Origin of the sequence: Amycolatopsis sp. WAC 04169 (assembly GCF_003947535.1) — a bacterium.
Lineage (GTDB): Bacteria > Actinomycetota > Actinomycetes > Mycobacteriales > Pseudonocardiaceae > Amycolatopsis > Amycolatopsis keratiniphila.
This window is the reverse complement of record NZ_QHJI01000001.1, coordinates 672,871-688,710: the sequence shown is the minus strand read 5'-3', so window position 1 is coordinate 688,710 and position 15,840 is coordinate 672,871. Positions and strand designations below refer to the sequence as shown.

17 protein-coding genes are annotated in these 15,840 nt (G+C 68.5%); 5 read left to right on the top strand and 12 right to left on the bottom strand.

From position 1 onward, the window contains the following. Positions 1–52: 52 nt before the first annotated feature. The 4 genes from DMC61_RS03300 to DMC61_RS03285 all read right to left on the bottom strand — a co-directional run bounded on the left by DMC61_RS03300 (position 53) and on the right by DMC61_RS03285 (position 3,465). A complete protein-coding gene (locus DMC61_RS03300; RefSeq protein WP_125686680.1) occupies positions 53–1,510 on the bottom strand; it encodes a hypothetical protein in 1,458 nt (485 codons plus the stop codon). A gap of 12 nt (positions 1,511–1,522) precedes the next feature. Next, positions 1,523–2,074, bottom strand: a complete 552-nt coding sequence (locus tag DMC61_RS03295; RefSeq protein ID WP_125686678.1) for a DUF3558 family protein — start codon at positions 2,072–2,074, stop codon at positions 1,523–1,525. A gap of 6 nt (positions 2,075–2,080) precedes the next feature. Further along, positions 2,081–2,557, bottom strand: coding sequence for a hypothetical protein (locus DMC61_RS03290; protein WP_228709301.1), 477 nt, complete (start codon positions 2,555–2,557; stop codon positions 2,081–2,083). A gap of 143 nt (positions 2,558–2,700) precedes the next feature. Next, positions 2,701–3,465: an ESX secretion-associated protein EspG gene (locus DMC61_RS03285; RefSeq protein ID WP_063277345.1), complete on the bottom strand. Its 765-nt coding sequence runs from the start codon at positions 3,463–3,465 to the stop codon at positions 2,701–2,703. A 115-nt stretch (positions 3,466–3,580) separates the two neighbouring features. On the opposite strand from DMC61_RS03285, the gene DMC61_RS03280 reads away from it, so the two are divergent. Then, positions 3,581–3,823 (top strand): hypothetical protein, encoded by a 243-nt coding sequence (locus tag DMC61_RS03280; protein WP_125686674.1) that lies wholly within the window; start codon positions 3,581–3,583, stop codon positions 3,821–3,823. Here DMC61_RS03280 and DMC61_RS03275 read toward each other — a convergent pair. From DMC61_RS03275 to DMC61_RS03265, 3 genes are all read right to left on the bottom strand, one after another. Further along, on the bottom strand, positions 3,820–4,833 hold the full coding sequence (locus DMC61_RS03275) for an acyl-CoA dehydrogenase family protein (protein ID WP_125686672.1): 1,014 nt from the start codon (positions 4,831–4,833) through the stop codon (positions 3,820–3,822). The two genes, DMC61_RS03280 and DMC61_RS03275, sit on opposite strands and share 4 nt — an antisense overlap. A 133-nt stretch (positions 4,834–4,966) precedes the next feature. Next, positions 4,967–6,892 (bottom strand): glycosyltransferase, encoded by a 1,926-nt coding sequence (locus tag DMC61_RS03270; RefSeq protein ID WP_125686670.1) that lies wholly within the window; start codon positions 6,890–6,892, stop codon positions 4,967–4,969. Positions 6,893–6,898: 6 nt separating this feature from the next. After that, positions 6,899–7,381, bottom strand: a complete 483-nt coding sequence (locus tag DMC61_RS03265) for a GtrA family protein (RefSeq protein WP_016330686.1) — start codon at positions 7,379–7,381, stop codon at positions 6,899–6,901. Positions 7,382–7,482: 101 nt separating this feature from the next. Here DMC61_RS03265 and DMC61_RS03260 point away from each other — a divergent pair, with 101 nt between their 5' ends. The 4 genes from DMC61_RS03260 to DMC61_RS03245 all read left to right on the top strand — a co-directional run bounded on the left by DMC61_RS03260 (position 7,483) and on the right by DMC61_RS03245 (position 11,055). Then, positions 7,483–8,853, top strand: a complete 1,371-nt coding sequence (locus DMC61_RS03260; protein ID WP_043848510.1) for an FAD-binding oxidoreductase — start codon at positions 7,483–7,485, stop codon at positions 8,851–8,853. Next, entirely contained in the window at positions 8,850–9,605 is a 756-nt protein-coding gene (locus DMC61_RS03255; RefSeq protein WP_125686668.1) for a decaprenylphospho-beta-D-erythro-pentofuranosid-2-ulose 2-reductase, read from the top strand. The genes DMC61_RS03260 and DMC61_RS03255 overlap by 4 nt, the downstream gene beginning before the upstream one ends. 170 nt (positions 9,606–9,775) lie before the next feature. Then, positions 9,776–10,462 carry a hypothetical protein gene (locus DMC61_RS03250; RefSeq protein WP_125686667.1) on the top strand — a complete coding sequence of 229 codons (687 nt, stop codon included), beginning with the start codon at positions 9,776–9,778 and terminating at the stop codon, positions 10,460–10,462. Further along, entirely contained in the window at positions 10,462–11,055 is a 594-nt protein-coding gene (locus tag DMC61_RS03245; RefSeq protein WP_125686666.1) for a hypothetical protein, read from the top strand. The genes DMC61_RS03250 and DMC61_RS03245 overlap by 1 nt, the downstream gene beginning before the upstream one ends. 79 nt (positions 11,056–11,134) lie before the next feature. Here the strand turns inward: DMC61_RS03245 and DMC61_RS03240 are convergent, their stop codons facing one another. The 5 genes from DMC61_RS03240 to glf form a co-directional block, all read right to left on the bottom strand. Beyond that, positions 11,135–12,640: a hypothetical protein gene (locus DMC61_RS03240; protein WP_199749875.1), complete on the bottom strand. Its 1,506-nt coding sequence runs from the start codon at positions 12,638–12,640 to the stop codon at positions 11,135–11,137. A 38-nt stretch (positions 12,641–12,678) separates the two neighbouring features. Further along, positions 12,679–13,029, bottom strand: a complete 351-nt coding sequence (locus tag DMC61_RS03235) for a hypothetical protein (RefSeq protein WP_072029246.1) — start codon at positions 13,027–13,029, stop codon at positions 12,679–12,681. A gap of 98 nt (positions 13,030–13,127) precedes the next feature. Further along, positions 13,128–14,087, bottom strand: a complete 960-nt coding sequence (locus tag DMC61_RS03230; RefSeq protein WP_125686662.1) for a decaprenyl-phosphate phosphoribosyltransferase — start codon at positions 14,085–14,087, stop codon at positions 13,128–13,130. Continuing rightward, positions 14,084–14,599, bottom strand: coding sequence for a phosphatase PAP2 family protein (locus DMC61_RS03225; protein WP_125686660.1), 516 nt, complete (start codon positions 14,597–14,599; stop codon positions 14,084–14,086). The genes DMC61_RS03230 and DMC61_RS03225 overlap by 4 nt, the downstream gene beginning before the upstream one ends. Beyond that, positions 14,592–15,818, bottom strand: coding sequence for a UDP-galactopyranose mutase (gene glf / locus DMC61_RS03220; protein ID WP_125686658.1), 1,227 nt, complete (start codon positions 15,816–15,818; stop codon positions 14,592–14,594). Before glf ends, DMC61_RS03225 begins: the two co-directional genes overlap by 8 nt. Positions 15,819–15,840: the final 22 nt, after the last annotated feature.

The following is a 15,840-nucleotide window of genomic DNA, read 5'->3' as shown; positions in this document are numbered from 1 at the left end:
CTCCACGAAAAAAGGGCCCCTCGCTCGCGCGAGGGGCCCTTTTTTCGTCCGTCTACTCGCCGATGACCGGCGGCGCGGTGCGCATGTCGGTCCCGAACACCTCGTCGGGGTCGCCCTCGACGAGGTACGTCGGACGCTGGTGCTCGGTGTCCTCGTCTCCGTCCGACTGCTGACCGCGGCCGCCCATTCCTCCGCCCGCCATCCCCGGACCACCGCGACCGGCTGCGCCACCGCCGAGACCGCCCATACCGCGGCCGGCGGCCGCTTCGGCGGCGCCGACGCCGCCCGGGCGGGCCGCGCCGGACGCGGAACCCGAGCCGGGTGTCGAACCGGCGCCGCTGCCGGGGCCGAAGCCGCTTCCGCCGCCACCGCGGCCGGTCCGGCTGTTGTAGTCCGAGTCACCCATGCCACCGCCCATCATGGGCGGCGCCATCGGCATGGGGCTGATCGGCATCGCGTTGTTGTTGGGGCCGGGCGTGGTGATCGGCGCCGGGTTGTTCTGGAAGCCGGACGGCGTCGTACCCGACGGGAGGCTGCCGGACCCCGTGGTGCTGCCCGGGCCGGGCAACTGGGAGCCGTAGCCGCCGCCACCGCCTCCGCCACCACCGCTGCCCCCGCCACCGTTGCCGGGCGGGATGTAGGTGTTGCCGGGGTTGTTGGAGCCGGGCGTGTTCGAGCCGGGCGGGACCTGGTACGGCTGCGGCCTGCCCGGATCGTCGATCCCGCCACCGCCGCCCTCGCCGAACTTCGGCGGCTCGGCGAACGCCGGCTGCTTCGACGCGGCCTCGTACAAGGCCTTGTCGTAGCTGTTCATGGCGGAGGCCGCCTGGGTGTGGGCCTCCTGGCTGTCCTTCTGCTTCTGGATGGACTTGTCGATGTTCTCGCCGAGATTGAACGGGTTCGACGTCATCCACCCCCCGACCTCGTCCTTCCAGTTGAAGGGGATCGGCTTGGGCATCGTGTTCTTCACCGTGGAAGCCGCGGTGCCCTGGTCGTAGATCGTCTCGGAGGCGAGCTTGGCGTTCTGCGAGTTCGCCTCGGACCACTTGCTGAGGCTCTTGAAGTAGCCCTGCGCGTTGCCCGCCGCGTCACCTTCCCAGGTGCCCTGCGAGGCGGTGACGGCCTGGTCCATCGTCCTCGAGAAGGTGTCGAAGGCCTTGTGGATCTCGTGGTACGCGGTCGAGACCTCGGAGACCTGCTCGACGTTCAGGTTGCTGTTGACGAACTGTTCGAGCTTCTCGTGGTCGTAGCCGAGGTAGTCGCCGTTCGGCGGCTCGAGCCCCTCGACGTATTTGATGTCCTTGTTCTTGGTCAGCTCGTCGACGGTCTTGTTCCCGACGTCTTCCGACTGCTGCTGAGCCCTGCCCTGGGCGATCAGCCGCTGGAAGATGGCGAACGGACCGTCGCCGGCCTCGCCGCTGGCCTTGTCCTGGTAGTACTGGTCCCGGGCCTGGGGCGAGAGACCGCTGACGTACTCCTGCTCGGTCATCTGACCCTTGTTGGTGGTCATCCTCTGTTCCCCCTAGCCCTTCGGAAGCTTCGGTTCGACGATGTCGGCGATCTTCTCCGCCATCCCGCACGACTTCTCCGGATCCGTGCTGACGACCACGATGTCGGCCCGGGCGGAGGCGCCGATTTCGAGCGCCATCAGGCAGCCGGAAGGCGGCTTAGGGACGAGCACCGCTTTGCGGCCGTTGACGTTGCCGGTGGTCTTGCCGTTCCCGCTGTCGGCGACGCTGTCGATGCCCTGCTTGTCACGGATGTCGACGCCGAGCGAAACGGAGTCCGCCGCCGACTCGGCCTCCTTGGCGAACTCGCAGCCACGGGCACCGGCGTCGTTCTGGGGAACCGGCCCCTTGAAAGTGCCGTACGACGCGAGGTCGGCCACGCCGAGGAGCGAGCACGGATCGATCGACGCGGGGTCGGCACCACCGGTGGCCGTCGTCGGCGCGGTGGACTCGCCACCTTGCGCCGGCGACGACGGCGCCGCGGACGGGGTGCCCGGCTTTTCGGTGGAACAGGCCGCGAGCACGAGCGCGGCCGCGGTCAGCGGTACGAGGAGCAGCTTCTTCATTCCGCCTCAGTTCTTGAGCCGATCGAGCGCCTCGACCGTTTCGTCTTCCTTCTTCTTGTACTGGCCCGACGCGCGCAACAGCGCTTCTTCGGTGTCCAGCACCACCTGCTTGAACTTGCCGAGCACCGCACTCGCCGAATTGGCCGACTGGGCGGCGCCCTTCTGGTCGTGGGCCGCGACGGTCCTGCCGTACGGGTGGTCGCCGAGCTGCGGCGCTTCGGAGAGCCGGATGGTCTGCCGCTCCAGCCTGGTGAGCTCGGCCCCCATGTCGCGCACCGCTTTGAGAAGCGGCTTGACGCCTTCGGCGGTGATCTTGAAGCCGCCGCTCTTGGCGGCCGAGACCAGCTTCTGGGTCTCCGCGCTCACCTGGGCGACCGCGGCCGCGTTCAGGCCACCCGCCGCCACGTAACCGGCTGCCGCGCCCATGGCCGCGCCGATCGAGAAGTCCGGTGCCGCCTGTCCGCCGTCCGCTTCGAAAGCCATCGCCCGCCCCACTGCCTCGTCTGCTCGCCCGTGCGTATCGCCCGGAAGTCTACTAGCCGGGCACTCTGCGCGACGGTGATTCACCGATCGCCGAAGATCTCCGAAACTGTGACGAAACGGGCGTCACCCCGGTTCCCAGTCGTTCAGAACTGCCCTTCGAGCTGGGCGTACAGCTGCTGAGCGATCCTCGCGTTGTCGGCGGGAGCGTAGGTCAGCCAGCTTTGCCCGTCGGCCGCTTGGCGCGAGGTCATCATGAAGCGGCCCGCTTCGGTGTCGAACCACGCCAGTGGCGGGAACACCTGGCCGCCGCGGATGAACACGCTGAACTGGCCCACTCGCGTCTTCGGCTTCTCGAAGATCCGCTCCACCTGCCGCTGCTGCGGGTTCGACCCGTGCGACCGCGGCCCGCTGACGTTGGCGAAGGGGTCGTACGCGTCGTCGTTCCGGGGGCGCTTCGGCGCGCTCGCCGGCTTCGCGATGGTGACCGACTGACCGGGGCCCGCCGGGGTGAGCGGCAGCAGATCGACGATCGACGCGACGATCGCGGTCGGCCTGGTCTCCTCGAACACGAGCAGGTTCTCTTCCTGGCGCACGACGACCGCGAACTGCCCGTTCGTCGCCGCCCGCGCGAACAGCTGCTTGTCCTTGTCCATCTGCGCGACCGCCCAGACGGCGAGCTGCGGATTGGCGAAGGTGGCGATCGCGAGTTCGACGTCGGCGTCGAGCCTGCCGCCGCGCATCAGGCCGCGGCCTTCGAGATCGCGGAAGACGGCCTCGCGCACCATCGCGCGCTGATCGGTCGTCGTGCCGATGTGCGGGACCTCGAACGGGACGGGCGCCGGTCCGAACCGGCCGTGTTCGAGCAGGATGTCCACCGCCGCCAGCGACAACGAGAACGAATGCGGCATCGCCATTTCCCCCCCGCGGGTGTCTTGTCCGTCGGGATGAACGTAGTCCACGCGCCCGATACGCCCGCAGCGAACCCGCTTGCCCGGTTGTGATCACGGCTGGTGCCATGGATTCATGGCAGACCAGAAACCCGCGCTCGTCCTCCATCTCGCCACCGGCGGGGAGCCGCTGCTCTTCGCGCTCACGACGGAAGAAACCGCACGGCTGACCAAGGATCTCTCGCATTTCGTCCGCACCGGTTCGGTGCAGACGATCCAGACGAGGGACGACTCCGAGGTGGCGATCAACTTCTCCCACGTCGCCGCCGCCTACATCGACGATCTCAACCGCAAGACGAGAGTGTTCGGCCTCCACTAATTCCGGGAAAAGAGCTCCAGCAGACCGGATTTGATTTCCGGGCGACTGGCGGCGACCAGCAGGAAAGTGGCTTCCCGGACGAGCCGCTGGGGGTGTCGTCCGGCGAGCACCGACGTGCTGCCGTTGGCCGCGACCAGCGCGCCCGCGGCCCGGAAGGCGAGCTCCGCGCCCGCCGCCCTGGCCGCGGGCAGCGACGGCGGATCGGCGAGGGCCGCGTCGAGCCTGCCGCGGACCGCGTCGATCTCGGCCCGGATCCCGGCGGCGACGTCGGGTTTCCCGAGTTCTTCGATGAGCCGCGCGGCGCGGGCGGCGAGGCCGAGGGGCGCGCAGCCGTTGAGCCGGGAGGCGAAGGTGTTGCCCGCGACGAAGTCCGCGTGCGCGATCTTCCCGTAGACGCGGTCATCGGGCAGGAAGTAGCGAGTGAAGACGAGGTGCACGGTGGCCGTGCCCTGCGCCGCGACGAGGTCGAGCGGCCGCGCCTCCAGCTGCTCCCCCGCCACCGGGTCGATGATCGCGCTCACCACGGTGTCGCCGTCGCGGGCGCAGAGCTGGAGCAGGTCGATGACGCCCCAGCCGCTGACGAACGGGGCTTCGCCGTCGAGCAGGTAGCCGCCCTCGACGCGTTCCGCGCGCAGCCTGGGCGGGGTCGGGATCACCGCGGCGAACGCGGCGCCCGCCTTGAGTTCCCCGCTGACCAGCCGCGGGAGGTAGCGGTCGCGCAGTTCCGCGTTGTCGGCCGTGGTGAGCGCGGCGACCAGGCCGTGGTGCTGGATCCAGGTGAACATCGTGCTGAGGCAGCCGCCCGCCAGCGTTTCGAGGACCTGGACGATCGTCGGGAGGTCGGCGCCCGGACCGCCGGCTTCCTTGGGCGCCGCGAGGCCGTAGAAGCCTTCGGCGGCGAGGGCGTCGAAGTGGCTTGAGGGCACTTCGCCCTTGAGGTCGATTTCGGTGGCGGCGGGGAAGAGGAGATCATCGGCGAGGGCTTGGGCGCGGGCGACCAGATCCGTCATGCGGGTAAGGCTACCCTTACTTGACCGGTTTTTCCTGGCTGTCAGGACCGATCCCAAACGTCATGAAAGGGTCGTTCAGGACGAAAAACGTCCTGAACGACCCTTTCATGACACTCGATAAAGCGAAGCGTGCTTACAGCTCGTAAAGCCGCTTCCAGTTGTCCCGCGAGGTCAGCTCGGGCATGGCGCGCTTGTACTGCTCCTGCACCGCCGCGCCTTCCTTGCGGAGCCGCTGGATCACCTTCGCGCCCCGGCGCGCCAGGTCGAACATCTTCGCGCGGTCGTACGAGCGGACCCGCACGCCTTCCTGCGAAGCGTCGGTGACGACGGCGGTGTCGAAGGTCGCGACGTGCCACCAGTGGGCCTCGTCGATCGGGATCGCGCCGAGCGAGTGACGGCTGCGGCCGAGCACCCGGTCGAGGATCCGCTTGATCAGCACCAGGCGCTGCATGCTGGGCCGCGGCGCGCTGTTGATGATGCCGATGTCGTTCGACGCGATACCCGGGACGTCGGTGGCCTTGTGCCGCTTGGTCTCGGGGTACTCGTCGCGGATCCGGCGGATCTCCTTCATCGCGGCGACGCCGCCGTCACGCAGGACCTCCGGCCCTTCGAGGAAGTCCTCGACGGCCTTGATCAGCGTGGCGGACAGGCCGTACTGCATGCCGAGCAGGTACCGGACCAGCTGCGCGATGAGCACGCGCGAGAGCAGGTTCAGGTTGAACGGCGAGTGCAGCGCGGCGGTGATGATCGAGTTCCGCAGGTTGAAGTAGCGGTGCCACTCGTCCCAGTCCTTCCAGTGGAAGTCGGCGTGCCAGACGCCGGCGCCCGGAAGGGTGACCGTGGGGAAACCGTGCGCGCGGGCGCGGTAGCTGTACTCCGCGTCGTCCCACTGGAAGAAGAACGGCAGCGGGTAGCCCGTGGCCTTGACGACCTCGTACGGGATGAGGCACGACCACCAGCCGTTGTACCCGGCGTCGAGGCGGCGTTCCTGGCGGTTCGGCTTGAGGGTCTCCTCGTCGACGCCGAGCAGGTCGGCGGTCGAGAGCGAGTGCTGCACCGGCTGGCCGGGCTCCAGCGTGTTCAGCCGGGCGTATTCGGCGCCGACGTGCAGCTGGTTCGGGTGCAGCAGGTTCAGCATCTGCCCGCCGACGATGACCGGGTTGACCGTGCGGTTGGAGAACGCGGTCATCCGGATCACCAGATCCGGCTCCAGCAGCACGTCGTCGTCCATGAACAGGACGTTCGCGTGCTCGGTCTCGGTGTGCCCGGCGACCTCGTAGAGGCCGCGGGTGAACCCGCCGGCACCGCCGAGGTTCGGCTGCTTGATGTAGTGCAGCTTGTCGCCGAGGTCCTTGGCGACCTGCTCGAAGCCGTCGCGCGACTCGACGAGGTCGGTGCCCTGGTCGGCGACGTAGATCGCGTCGAGCGTCTCCAGCGAGGAGACGTCGGCGGCGAGCGCCTGCAGGTTCGACAGGCAGTCGTCGGCGCGGTTCATCGTGCAGATGGTCACCGCGGTCGGGCGGATCTTCTCCGGCGCTTCGACCGTCCAGCGGACCTTCTCGACACGCAGCGACTGGCCGCCCTCGGTCTCGATGTCGAGCCAGAGCGCGCCGCCGTCGTAGAACTTGTCGAGCTTCGCGGTGAGCGTCACCTTCTGCTGCTTCGCACCCGCGACGATCTCGGCGGCGACCACGCGGGGGTCGCCCTCGATGTCGGAAGCGCCGATGGACAGCTGGCCGTCACCGGTGACGACGGCCTCGACCTGGACCTCGGTCACGTCGGTCCAGCGCTGCCAGTAGCTGGCGGGGAACCGGCCGAAGTACGTGTTGCCGGACACCTTCGACGCCGGCTCGATGGAGATGCCCCCGCGCTCGCGCACGGCGGTCCCCCATTCGAGTTCGGCGTAGAGGTCCTTGCTGACGATGGGGGCCGGGCCGGCGTAGAGCCCGCGCTGCGCGGTGAGACGGCCCTGCGGGGTGCGTTCCGCGAAGCGGGTGTCGTCGACAGTGCTCACCATGGCGCTCGGGGCCTCTCCGGTGACGGCGGCTTTACCGGGCATGAATCCTCAGTTCTCCTCTGTGCTGGTGGCGGTGGCGCGGGGCTCACGGAAGACGACCCACTTGAGCATGACGAAATTGATCACGGTCGCGGTTGCCTGCGAGACGACCCAGCCGAAGGTGGCCTTCCAGGCCGACTCCGGCAGGACGTGCAGCATCGTGCGGTTGACGCCGACGGCCACGAGGAACGTCACGGCGTACAAGAGCACGAAGCCACCGATCTGACGCGCGCCCTCCTGGCGTCCACCGGCGAAGGTGAACTTGCGGTTCAGGAAGAAGGCGGTCGTGGTGCCCACGATGAAGCTGAGCGCGCGGGCGATGTCCACCCACGGCGTCGCGTCCATTCCGAGGGCACGAAGCCCCTGGTAGACGCCGAAATCGACCAGGGCGCAGAAGCCGCCGATGAGGCCGAAGCGGATGAGCTGCCCGAGCAGCCCAGGGGAGGACGGCGCTGCTGCCGTCACGCCGGCTTTCGGGTCGGTCGCCACCACTGCTCTACCTCATAAACTGCTGGGGCTGATGCGCAAAGTGTAGAAGCGAGCACTTCAGGGTCACGTTCCGGGCAGTGTTCGGCGTGGTTACCCTGGTCGGCGTGACCCAAGCACCCAAGACACAGCGGCAGTCGCTCATGGGCTGGGCAAGGACGTCGCCGAGTATCGCGAACGTCCTGAGCACCCCCGACGTGGAAGCCATCGCCCGCGCGGTGACGCGGGCCGGGGAACGCGGGGTCATCGCGCGTGGTCTCGGCCGCTCCTACGGCGACCCGGCGCAGAACGCGGGCGGCCTGGTCGTGGACATGACCGCGCTGGACCGCATCCACTCGATCGACCCGGATTCCGGCATCGTCGACCTCGACGCGGGGGTCAGCCTCGACAAGCTGATGCGCGAGGGCCTCCCCTACGGCCTGTGGGTCCCGGTGCTGCCGGGCACCCGCCAGGTGACCATCGGCGGCGCGATCGCCAACGACATCCACGGCAAGAACCACCACTCGGCCGGCAGCTTCGGCAACCACGTGGTGTCGATGGACCTGGTCACCGCCGACGGGCAGGTGCGCACGATCACGCCGGACGGCCCCGACGCGGAGCTGTTCTGGGCGACCGTGGCGGGCATCGGCCTGACCGGCATCATCGTCCGCGCCAAGATCCGGATGACGAAGACGGAGACGGCCTACTTCAAGGCCGACATCCAGCGCACCGCGAACCTCGACGAGACGCTGGCGCTGGTCACCGACGGCTCCGAGGACAACTACACGTACTCCTCGGGCTGGTTCGACTCGATCTCCAGGGGCGCGAAGCTCGGCCGCGCCGCCTTCCAGCGCGGCTCGCTCGCCAAACTGGACGAACTGCCGCCCAAGCTGCGGGCCGACCCGCTCAAGTTCAACCCGGGCACCCTGGCGACCCTGCCGGACGTGTTCCCGAACGGGCTGGCGAACAAGCTGTCGTTCTCCGCGATCGGCGAGCTGTACTACCGCAAGACCGCCAAGAACGCGCGCGACCAGATCCAGAGCCTGACCGCCTTCTATCACCCGCTCGACCTGTTCGGCGAGTGGAACCGGGCGTACGGCTCCAAGGGTTTCCTGCAGTACCAGTTCAGCACGCCGCTGAACGCGCACGAGCCGCTGCGCCGGATCATCCAGAAGGTCGCCGACTCCGGGCACGTGTCGTTCCTCAACGTGTTCAAGCAGATGGGCGAGGGCAACGCGGCGCCGCTGTCGTTCCCGCACCCCGGCTGGATGGTCTGCCTCGACTTCCCGATCAAGGACGGGCTGAGCCGGTTCTGCCAGGAACTCGACGAGGACGTGCTCGCGCTCGGCGGCCGTCTGTACACGGCGAAGGACTCGCGCACCTCCGCGGAGAACTTCGCGAAGATGTACCCGCGGCTCGAGGAATGGCGCAAGGTCCGCGCTTCCGTAGACCCCGAAGGCGTTTTCGCCTCTGACATGTCCCGAAGGTTGGAACTGTGATCGACGCTGTGGGCAACCCCCAGTCCCTGCTGCTGCTCGGCGGCACCTCCGACATCGCGCTCGCGATCGCGGAGAAGTACCTGGCCGAGAAGCCCCTCCGGGTCGTACTGGCCGGACGGCAGTCGCCGCGGCTCGACGCGGCCGCTCAGCGCCTGAAGGACAAGGGCGCCGAAGTGTCGACCGTCGACTTCGACGCCAAGGCCCTGGACACCCACCCCGCCGTGCTCGACAAGGCCTTCGAGGGTGGCGACATCGACGTCACCGTCGTGGCGTTCGGCCTGCTCGGCGACCAGGAAGAGCTGTGGCAGGACCACGCGAAGGCCGTCGAGGCGGCGACCGTGAACTACACGGCCGCGGTGTCCGTCGGGGTCGCGCTGTCGAACAAGCTCAAGACGCAGGGGCACGGCAAGGTCATCGCGCTGTCCTCGGTCGCCGGTGAGCGGGTCCGCCGGTCGAACTTCGTCTACGGCTCCTCCAAGGCCGGTTTCGACGGCTTCTACCTGGGCCTCGGCGAGGCACTGGCCGAGTTCGGCGTGCAGATCACCGTCGTCCGCTCCGGCCAGGTCCGGACCAAGATGACCGAAGGCCTCAAGGACGCCCCGCTGACGGTGGACGTCGAGCAGGTCGCCGAGACCGCCGTCGCCGCCTCGCGCGCCGGCAAGGAACTGGTCTGGTCGCCCGCGCCGTTCCGGCTGGTCATGTCGGCCCTGCGGCACATCCCCCGGCCGATCTTCCGGAAGCTGCCGATCTGAGTGGTCACCATCGGAAGTCCTCCGGGGGTCTCGACGGTCCAGCTTCCCGCTGGGCGCACGGCCGCGAGGCCCGAGTACGACCCGGTACGAGGACCTCACGGCCGCACGCCCAGCGGAAACCTGAATCCGCCGAATACCCCCGAAGGACTTCCGATGGCAACCACTGAGGAATGAACCTCGGCTATCCGCTCGGGGCCGCGTCGCAGGCCCTGCCTTCGTTGCGCCCGGGCGAACGGCTGCTGTGGGCCGCGTACGGCCGGACGCTGAACTACGACGTGCGCGGCCTTGATCCCTGGGGTGTGCCGAAGAAGAGCGTGCTGGGCAAGCTCGGCTCGGGCGCGGCGAACTTCGCCGGGGACATGGTCGGCGCGGCACTGGGCGGTGGCGACGACGGCGGCCGGTCGAATCCGCCCTCGCCGCAGGTCATCGTGCTCGGCGAGCAGGGCGGCCTCGCGCACGCGGCCGTGCGGGAGCTGTCCACCGACGGGTCGCTTTCGCGGCTGTGGGCACTCACCAGCGCGCGGCTGCTGGTGCTGGAGAGGTTCGTCGCGCCGGAGAAGCCCTCGGAGAAGTCGTTCCTGTCGAAGGCGATCGGGTTCGGCAAGGACATCGCCGCGATCATGACCACGAAGACCTACGGCGAGAACGCGGCGGGCGTCCCGATCGCGCGCCACGAGATGGTGCCGTGCGCCGAGATCCCGCGCGAGTCGATCGCCGGGTTCGCCGTGGCCGAGCACGGCAAGAAGCGGCGTCCGTGTCTTCGTGCGTCCTTTGTGGACGGATCGGGGCTGGATTTCCTGTTCGACTGCGACGATCCCCGGCAGTTCGCCTGGCTCCACTCGGTGACGGTGAGCTGATGGAGAACACGCTTCCGATGGCGAAGTCCGTCGACGAGATCGTCGAGAAGGAACTGCATCAGTTCTGGCTCGCGCCCGGCGAATGCCTGATCATCGGCTGCCCGCCCGCGCACGGCTACGTGGGTCTCGTGCTGGACGGCGAGCTCACGCTGCCCTACTCGGCGTCGCGCGAAACCCCTGCGGTGACTGGGAAGACGCGATGGCCGCTGCCCGCCGCGGACGTCCTCGAAGGCGACTGGACCGACGACCCGACGATCGCGTACTGGGTCGTCGCGCGGACCACGGACCAGACCGCGGTGCGGCTCGCGGACCATCTCGCCGGGGGCAAGGGCGAGGCGCGGCTGACGCTATCGGATCGGCGGCTGGCCGTCGTGTACCCGGCACGGCTGCTGGAGGGCGAGGATCCCGCCCAGCCGTTCCGGACCTTCGAGGAGATGCCGTCGGAGGTGGTGCGTTCGGTTTCCGCGCTCTACCTGGGGCGGAGTTTCCCGCCTCGGCCGGTGCTTCAGTTCGTCTTCGCCGACGGGTCCATGATCTGCCAGCGGGACATGCTGGCCGTCACGAAGGCCGACCGGGCCCGTTCCCGCCGCTGACCCCTCGCATTTCGTCCTCTGAATGCGATAGTGCGCGATGCCAACTACCGCATTCAGAGGACGAAATGCGGGCGGGTGGTCAGCGGGCCGGGAGGAGGTACAGGCTTTGCGTGCCCATCCACGGCGAGTGGATCGTCCAGCTCGCCAGCGCGTTCGCGGGCGGGGCCTTACTGGTGGTGGCCAGCACCAGATCCGGCGTCGCGGGCGGGACGCTGTGATCGAAGAACCGGAAGTTCGCCGCCAGCAGCGCCTTCCCCAGATCGCTGCTGCGGTTCTTCGTCTCGACGATCGCCGGATCGACCGACCCGCGGTCGGAGAACTGGTCGACGATGTCGCAGTCGCAGGAGTACGCGAGCGCGCCGACCTCCCCCGCGCTCTCCACCTTGCGCCCCTTGGTCAAGGCGCCCAGCTGTGAGCCGATCGCGCGGTATTCGTCCGACGCCGCGTGATTGCTGGTGATGGGAGCGAACCGGCGCGGCAGTTCGGGAGCCGCGTAGGCAACGGCACTCGTCAGCAGGAAGGCGCCCGCGAGGATCCCCGTCCCGAGCCGGGCCCGGCCGGGCACCGCGCAGGCAGCGGCGGCCAAGAACACCGTCGCGCCGATGATGCTGGGCGCGTAATACCAGTGGTACGGCGGGACGTTCAGCCAGCAATAGGCCAGATAGTGCGCCGCGCCGGCGATGGCGAGGGTCGCGAACGGCAGCAGGCGCTTCGCCCGCTCCGAGCCGCGCCGGAAGTGGAATGTCCACAGTAGACCGGCGAGCGCGCCGATCACGAGCGGCAGGAAGGAAAGTGTCGCCGCCACCGGGAAGTTGCGCCAGTACAGCAGCGGGCCGTTGGTGAAGCTGAACGGGCCCCACGACCGCTGCATGATCTTGATGACCAGGGTGTCCGGCACCGCCGAACCCAGCACCAGCCAGCTGAACACGAACCACGGCAGCATCACCGCGAGCGCGGCGAACGTCATCCGCCAGATGCCCACCCAGAATTCGCGGCGCCCGAGGAACAGCACGAACGCGATCAGCAGCAGATCGATCCGGATCAGCGCGATCAGGCCGATCACCGCGCCTGCGGCGGCGGGCCGTCGTTCGTGGAGGAACACCATCGACCAGACGACGGCCGCCGCGCCGAGGGCGACTTCGAGACCGACCGACGACAGCAGCAGCGGGTTCACCAGGAGCAGGCCCAGTGCCAGCGGGGCGAACCAGCCCGAGAGGCCGGTCGCGGCGCCGATGCGGCGGAGGCCGAGGACAAGCGCCACCTGGCTCGCGACGAAGACGATCCCGGCGGCGAAGACGGCGTCTCGCACGATGAAGGTGATGAGCGCCAGTACGAGGACGTTCAGCGGCGACGTCGCGGTGTTGGCGGTGCCTTCTTCGATCAGGCCCCAGTGGCCGTGGAAGGCGAGGTTCTTCGCATACGAGAGCGTGATGTACGTGTCGTCGATCAAATGCCCGCTGACCAGCACGAACACCAGGGCCGACGCCACCGCCGCCCCGGCCGGGAGCACCCAGGGTCGGGTAAGGACGGCGGCTCCCGGCAGCGCACCGGGAGCCTGGGGCAGATCGGCGGAGGCGCTTCGCATCACGAACACCGTACACGGCGGCGTGATGATTCCGTTATCTACCCGCCGTGGCGCTGGTCACGCCAGCCGGGGCCGTCACGGAAGTCGCGATCCATGCCATGACCACCCGGGCCACGGTGTTCACGGGAGAAACCGGGCCGGTCGCCGTCGCGGGAGGCCAGGCCGACGGCGGTGCCGATGATGCCGCCGCCGAGGACGAAGCCGAGGGCGCCGACCGCCACCAGCTGCGTCGCGCGGTGCCCGGCGAACCGGCGGAATCCGCCCTTCCGGGGCGGGGCCTGCACCACCGGCGGAGGCGCGGCGGGCTGCTGCTTCGGGGTCTCGTCCGCCACTGAAGGCTGCTCGACCGTCTTGTCCTCGTCTTCGGACGGCCGCTGCTGGTCGGTCATTTTTCGCTCCTCAGGCTGATGGGGGCGGGCTGTGTGCCCGCCCCCATCACCGAGGATCCGTGCGCTTCCTATGGATGCGCTGTGCGTGAGCTGTCGAATCAGAGATAGAACGACAGGAACAGCGTGATGACCCAGCTCGCGCCGAGCACCTGGAGCACGCGGTCCTTGAGCGCGATCTCCTCCGGCTCGCCCGCGTTGCCGCCGTCGACGTCGACGGCGTAGCGCAGGACGGCCACCACGAACGGGACCATCGAGACGACCGCCCAGACCGAGTCGTGCTCGACCTGGCGGATCTCGAACGCCCACAGGCAGTAGGACATGATCAGGATCGCCGCGGACGTCGCCCAGACGAACCGCAGGTAGCTCGCCGAGTACTTCTTGAGCGAAGACCGGATCTTCGCTCCGGTGCGCTCGAAGAGCATGATCTCGGCGTAGCGCTTGCCCGCCACCATGAACAGCGAACCGAACGCGGTGACCAGCAGGAACCACTGCGAAAGCGCGATACCCGCGGCCACACCACCGGCGATCGACCGCATCAGGAAGCCCGAGCCGACGATGGCCAGATCGACCACCGGCTGGTGCTTGAGCCCGAAGCAGTAGCCGAGCTGGACGGCCTCGTAGACCGCCAGCACGACCGCGAGCTGCCAGCTGGCGAAGAACGAGATGCCGAGGCCGGCGGCGAAGAACACGCCCGCCGCGACGAACGCCACCGGCACCGGCACGATCCCGGCCGCGATGGGCCGGTTCCGCTTGGTCGGGTGCGCCCGGTCGGCCTCGACGTCGATCGCGTCGTTGATGAGATAGACCGAGGAGGCCACCAGCGAGAACGCCGCGAAGGCGATCAGCGCGGCGATCAGCAGGCCGGTCCGGTCCGTCGACTTCGAAAAGGCGAAGAACGGTGCGGCGAACACCAGCACGTTCTTCACCCACTGGCGCGGGCGTGCCGTCTTGATGATGCCGCCGACGAGACCGCCGGCGACCTTCTTCGGTTCGGCGGCCTCGGCCACGGGTTCTACGTCGTCAGGCTTGGAATCGGCCTTCTCGGTCGTTTCACTCATCGTCGCTTCAGCTTCCTACGTATCAAGCCGCCGACTACGCCCCCAAGGGCCGCTCCGGCCAGAACGTCGGTCGGGTAGTGGACGCCGAGCACGAGCCGGGAGGCCAGCATCGGCGGTACCAGGGCCGGGACCAGGTTACGCCCGGTCAATCCGGAGTAGAGCACCGCCGCCGCCGTAGTCGAGGTCGCGTGCGAGGACGGGAAGCTCAGCTTGCTCGGCGTGGAGACCAGGACCTCGACGCTCGGGTGGTCCGGTCGCGGCCGCCTGACCACGCGTTTCACCGCGATGGACGCGGCGTGCGCGCCGACGACGCCGACCGCCGCGACCAGCCAGTCCTTGCGGCGCTTCTTGTCGACCGCCGCCCCGACGAGCCCCAGCGCGAACCAGCCCGCGCTGTGCTCGCCGAAGTGCGAAAGACCGCGTGCCGCCTTCACCGTGACGTCGGTCTTCAGGACGCCCTGAGCCTTCGCGAGAACCGCCACCTCACCGGTGGGAACGCCCTTCTCAAGCATCGAGGGATCCGTCCAGAGGCGCGCCATCGGTCAGGTGCGGCGCGATCTTGTTGTCGAACACGGACAGCGCCGAGCCGATGGCCATGTGCATGTCGAGGTACTTGTAGGTACCGAGACGGCCGCCGAACAGCACGTTCTTGTTCTTGGCCTCGGCCTTCGCCAGCTCGCGGTAGGCCTCGAGCTTCTCGCGGTTCTCCGGGGTGTTGATCGGGTAGTACGGCTCGTCGGCCTCGCCGGCGAAGCGGGAGTACTCGCGGAACACGACCGTCTTGTCGTTCGGGTAGTGCTTGCGCTCCGGGTGGAAGTGCCGGAACTCGATGATCCGGGTGTAGGGCACTTCTTCGTCGTTGTAGTTGACGACCGAGGCACCCTGGAAGTCACCCGTCTCGACGACCTCGGATTCGAAGTCCACCGTGCGCCAGGTGAAGCGGCCCGCGGAGTAGTCGAAGTAGCGGTCGAGCGGCCCGGTGTAGACGGTCGGGGTGCCGGCGGGGATGTGCTCGCGGACGTCGAAGTAGTCGACGTTCAGCCGCACCTCGATGTTCTCGTGCTCCGCCATCTTCTCGAGCCACGCGGTGTAGCCGTTGACCGGCAGACCCTCGTAAGTGTCGTTGAAGTAGCGGTTGTCGAAGGTGTAGCGGACCGGGAGCCGGGTGATGATGTCGGCGCCCAGGTTCTTCGGGTCGTTCTCCCACTGCTTGGCCGTGTAGCCGCGGATGAACGCCTCGTAGAGCGGGCGGCCGATCAGCGAGATGGCCTTTTCCTCGAGGTTCTGCGCGTTCGCGGTCTCGAACTCCGACGCCTGCTTGGCGATCAGCTCGCGGGCCTCGTCCGGCGTGTGCGACTTGCCGAAGAACTGGTTGATCAGCGCCAGGTTCATCGGCAGCGGGTACACCTGACCCTGGTACTTGCCGAACACGCGGTGCTGGTAGTTCGTGAACTCGGTGAAGCGGTTGACGTACTCCCACACACGCTTGTTGGAGGTGTGGAACAGGTGCGCACCGTAACGGTGCACCTCGATCCCGGTCTCGGGCTCGGCCTCGGAGTAGGCGTTGCCACCGATGTGGTGCCGCCGCTCCAGCACGAGGACCTTCTTGCCGAGCTCGGCCGCGGCCCGTTCGGCGACGGTCAGCCCGAAGAAACCGGACCCGACCACGATGAGGTCGTAGCCGGTGAAATCGGCTTCAGTAATCTTGTCGGGGTTCGTGTGCGCGCTCACGGGCGTCGAGGGTACGCACGTC

Coding starts and splice junctions, on each gene's coding strand:
- DMC61_RS03300 (WP_125686680.1), bottom strand. CDS start 1,510: ATGACCACCAACAAGGGTCAGATGACCGAGCAGGAGTACGTCAGCGGT.
- DMC61_RS03295 (WP_125686678.1), bottom strand. CDS start 2,074: ATGAAGAAGCTGCTCCTCGTACCGCTGACCGCGGCCGCGCTCGTGCTC.
- DMC61_RS03290 (WP_228709301.1), bottom strand. CDS start 2,557: ATGGCTTTCGAAGCGGACGGCGGACAGGCGGCACCGGACTTCTCGATC.
- DMC61_RS03285 (WP_063277345.1), bottom strand. CDS start 3,465: ATGCCGCATTCGTTCTCGTTGTCGCTGGCGGCGGTGGACATCCTGCTC.
- DMC61_RS03280 (WP_125686674.1), top strand. CDS start 3,581: ATGGCAGACCAGAAACCCGCGCTCGTCCTCCATCTCGCCACCGGCGGG.
- DMC61_RS03275 (WP_125686672.1), bottom strand. CDS start 4,833: ATGACGGATCTGGTCGCCCGCGCCCAAGCCCTCGCCGATGATCTCCTC.
- DMC61_RS03270 (WP_125686670.1), bottom strand. CDS start 6,892: ATGCCCGGTAAAGCCGCCGTCACCGGAGAGGCCCCGAGCGCCATGGTG.
- DMC61_RS03250 (WP_125686667.1), top strand. CDS start 9,776: ATGAACCTCGGCTATCCGCTCGGGGCCGCGTCGCAGGCCCTGCCTTCG.
- DMC61_RS03245 (WP_125686666.1), top strand. CDS start 10,462: ATGGAGAACACGCTTCCGATGGCGAAGTCCGTCGACGAGATCGTCGAG.
- DMC61_RS03240 (WP_199749875.1), bottom strand. CDS start 12,640: ATGCGAAGCGCCTCCGCCGATCTGCCCCAGGCTCCCGGTGCGCTGCCG.
- DMC61_RS03235 (WP_072029246.1), bottom strand. CDS start 13,029: ATGACCGACCAGCAGCGGCCGTCCGAAGACGAGGACAAGACGGTCGAG.
- DMC61_RS03230 (WP_125686662.1), bottom strand. CDS start 14,087: ATGAGTGAAACGACCGAGAAGGCCGATTCCAAGCCTGACGACGTAGAA.
- DMC61_RS03225 (WP_125686660.1), bottom strand. CDS start 14,599: ATGCTTGAGAAGGGCGTTCCCACCGGTGAGGTGGCGGTTCTCGCGAAG.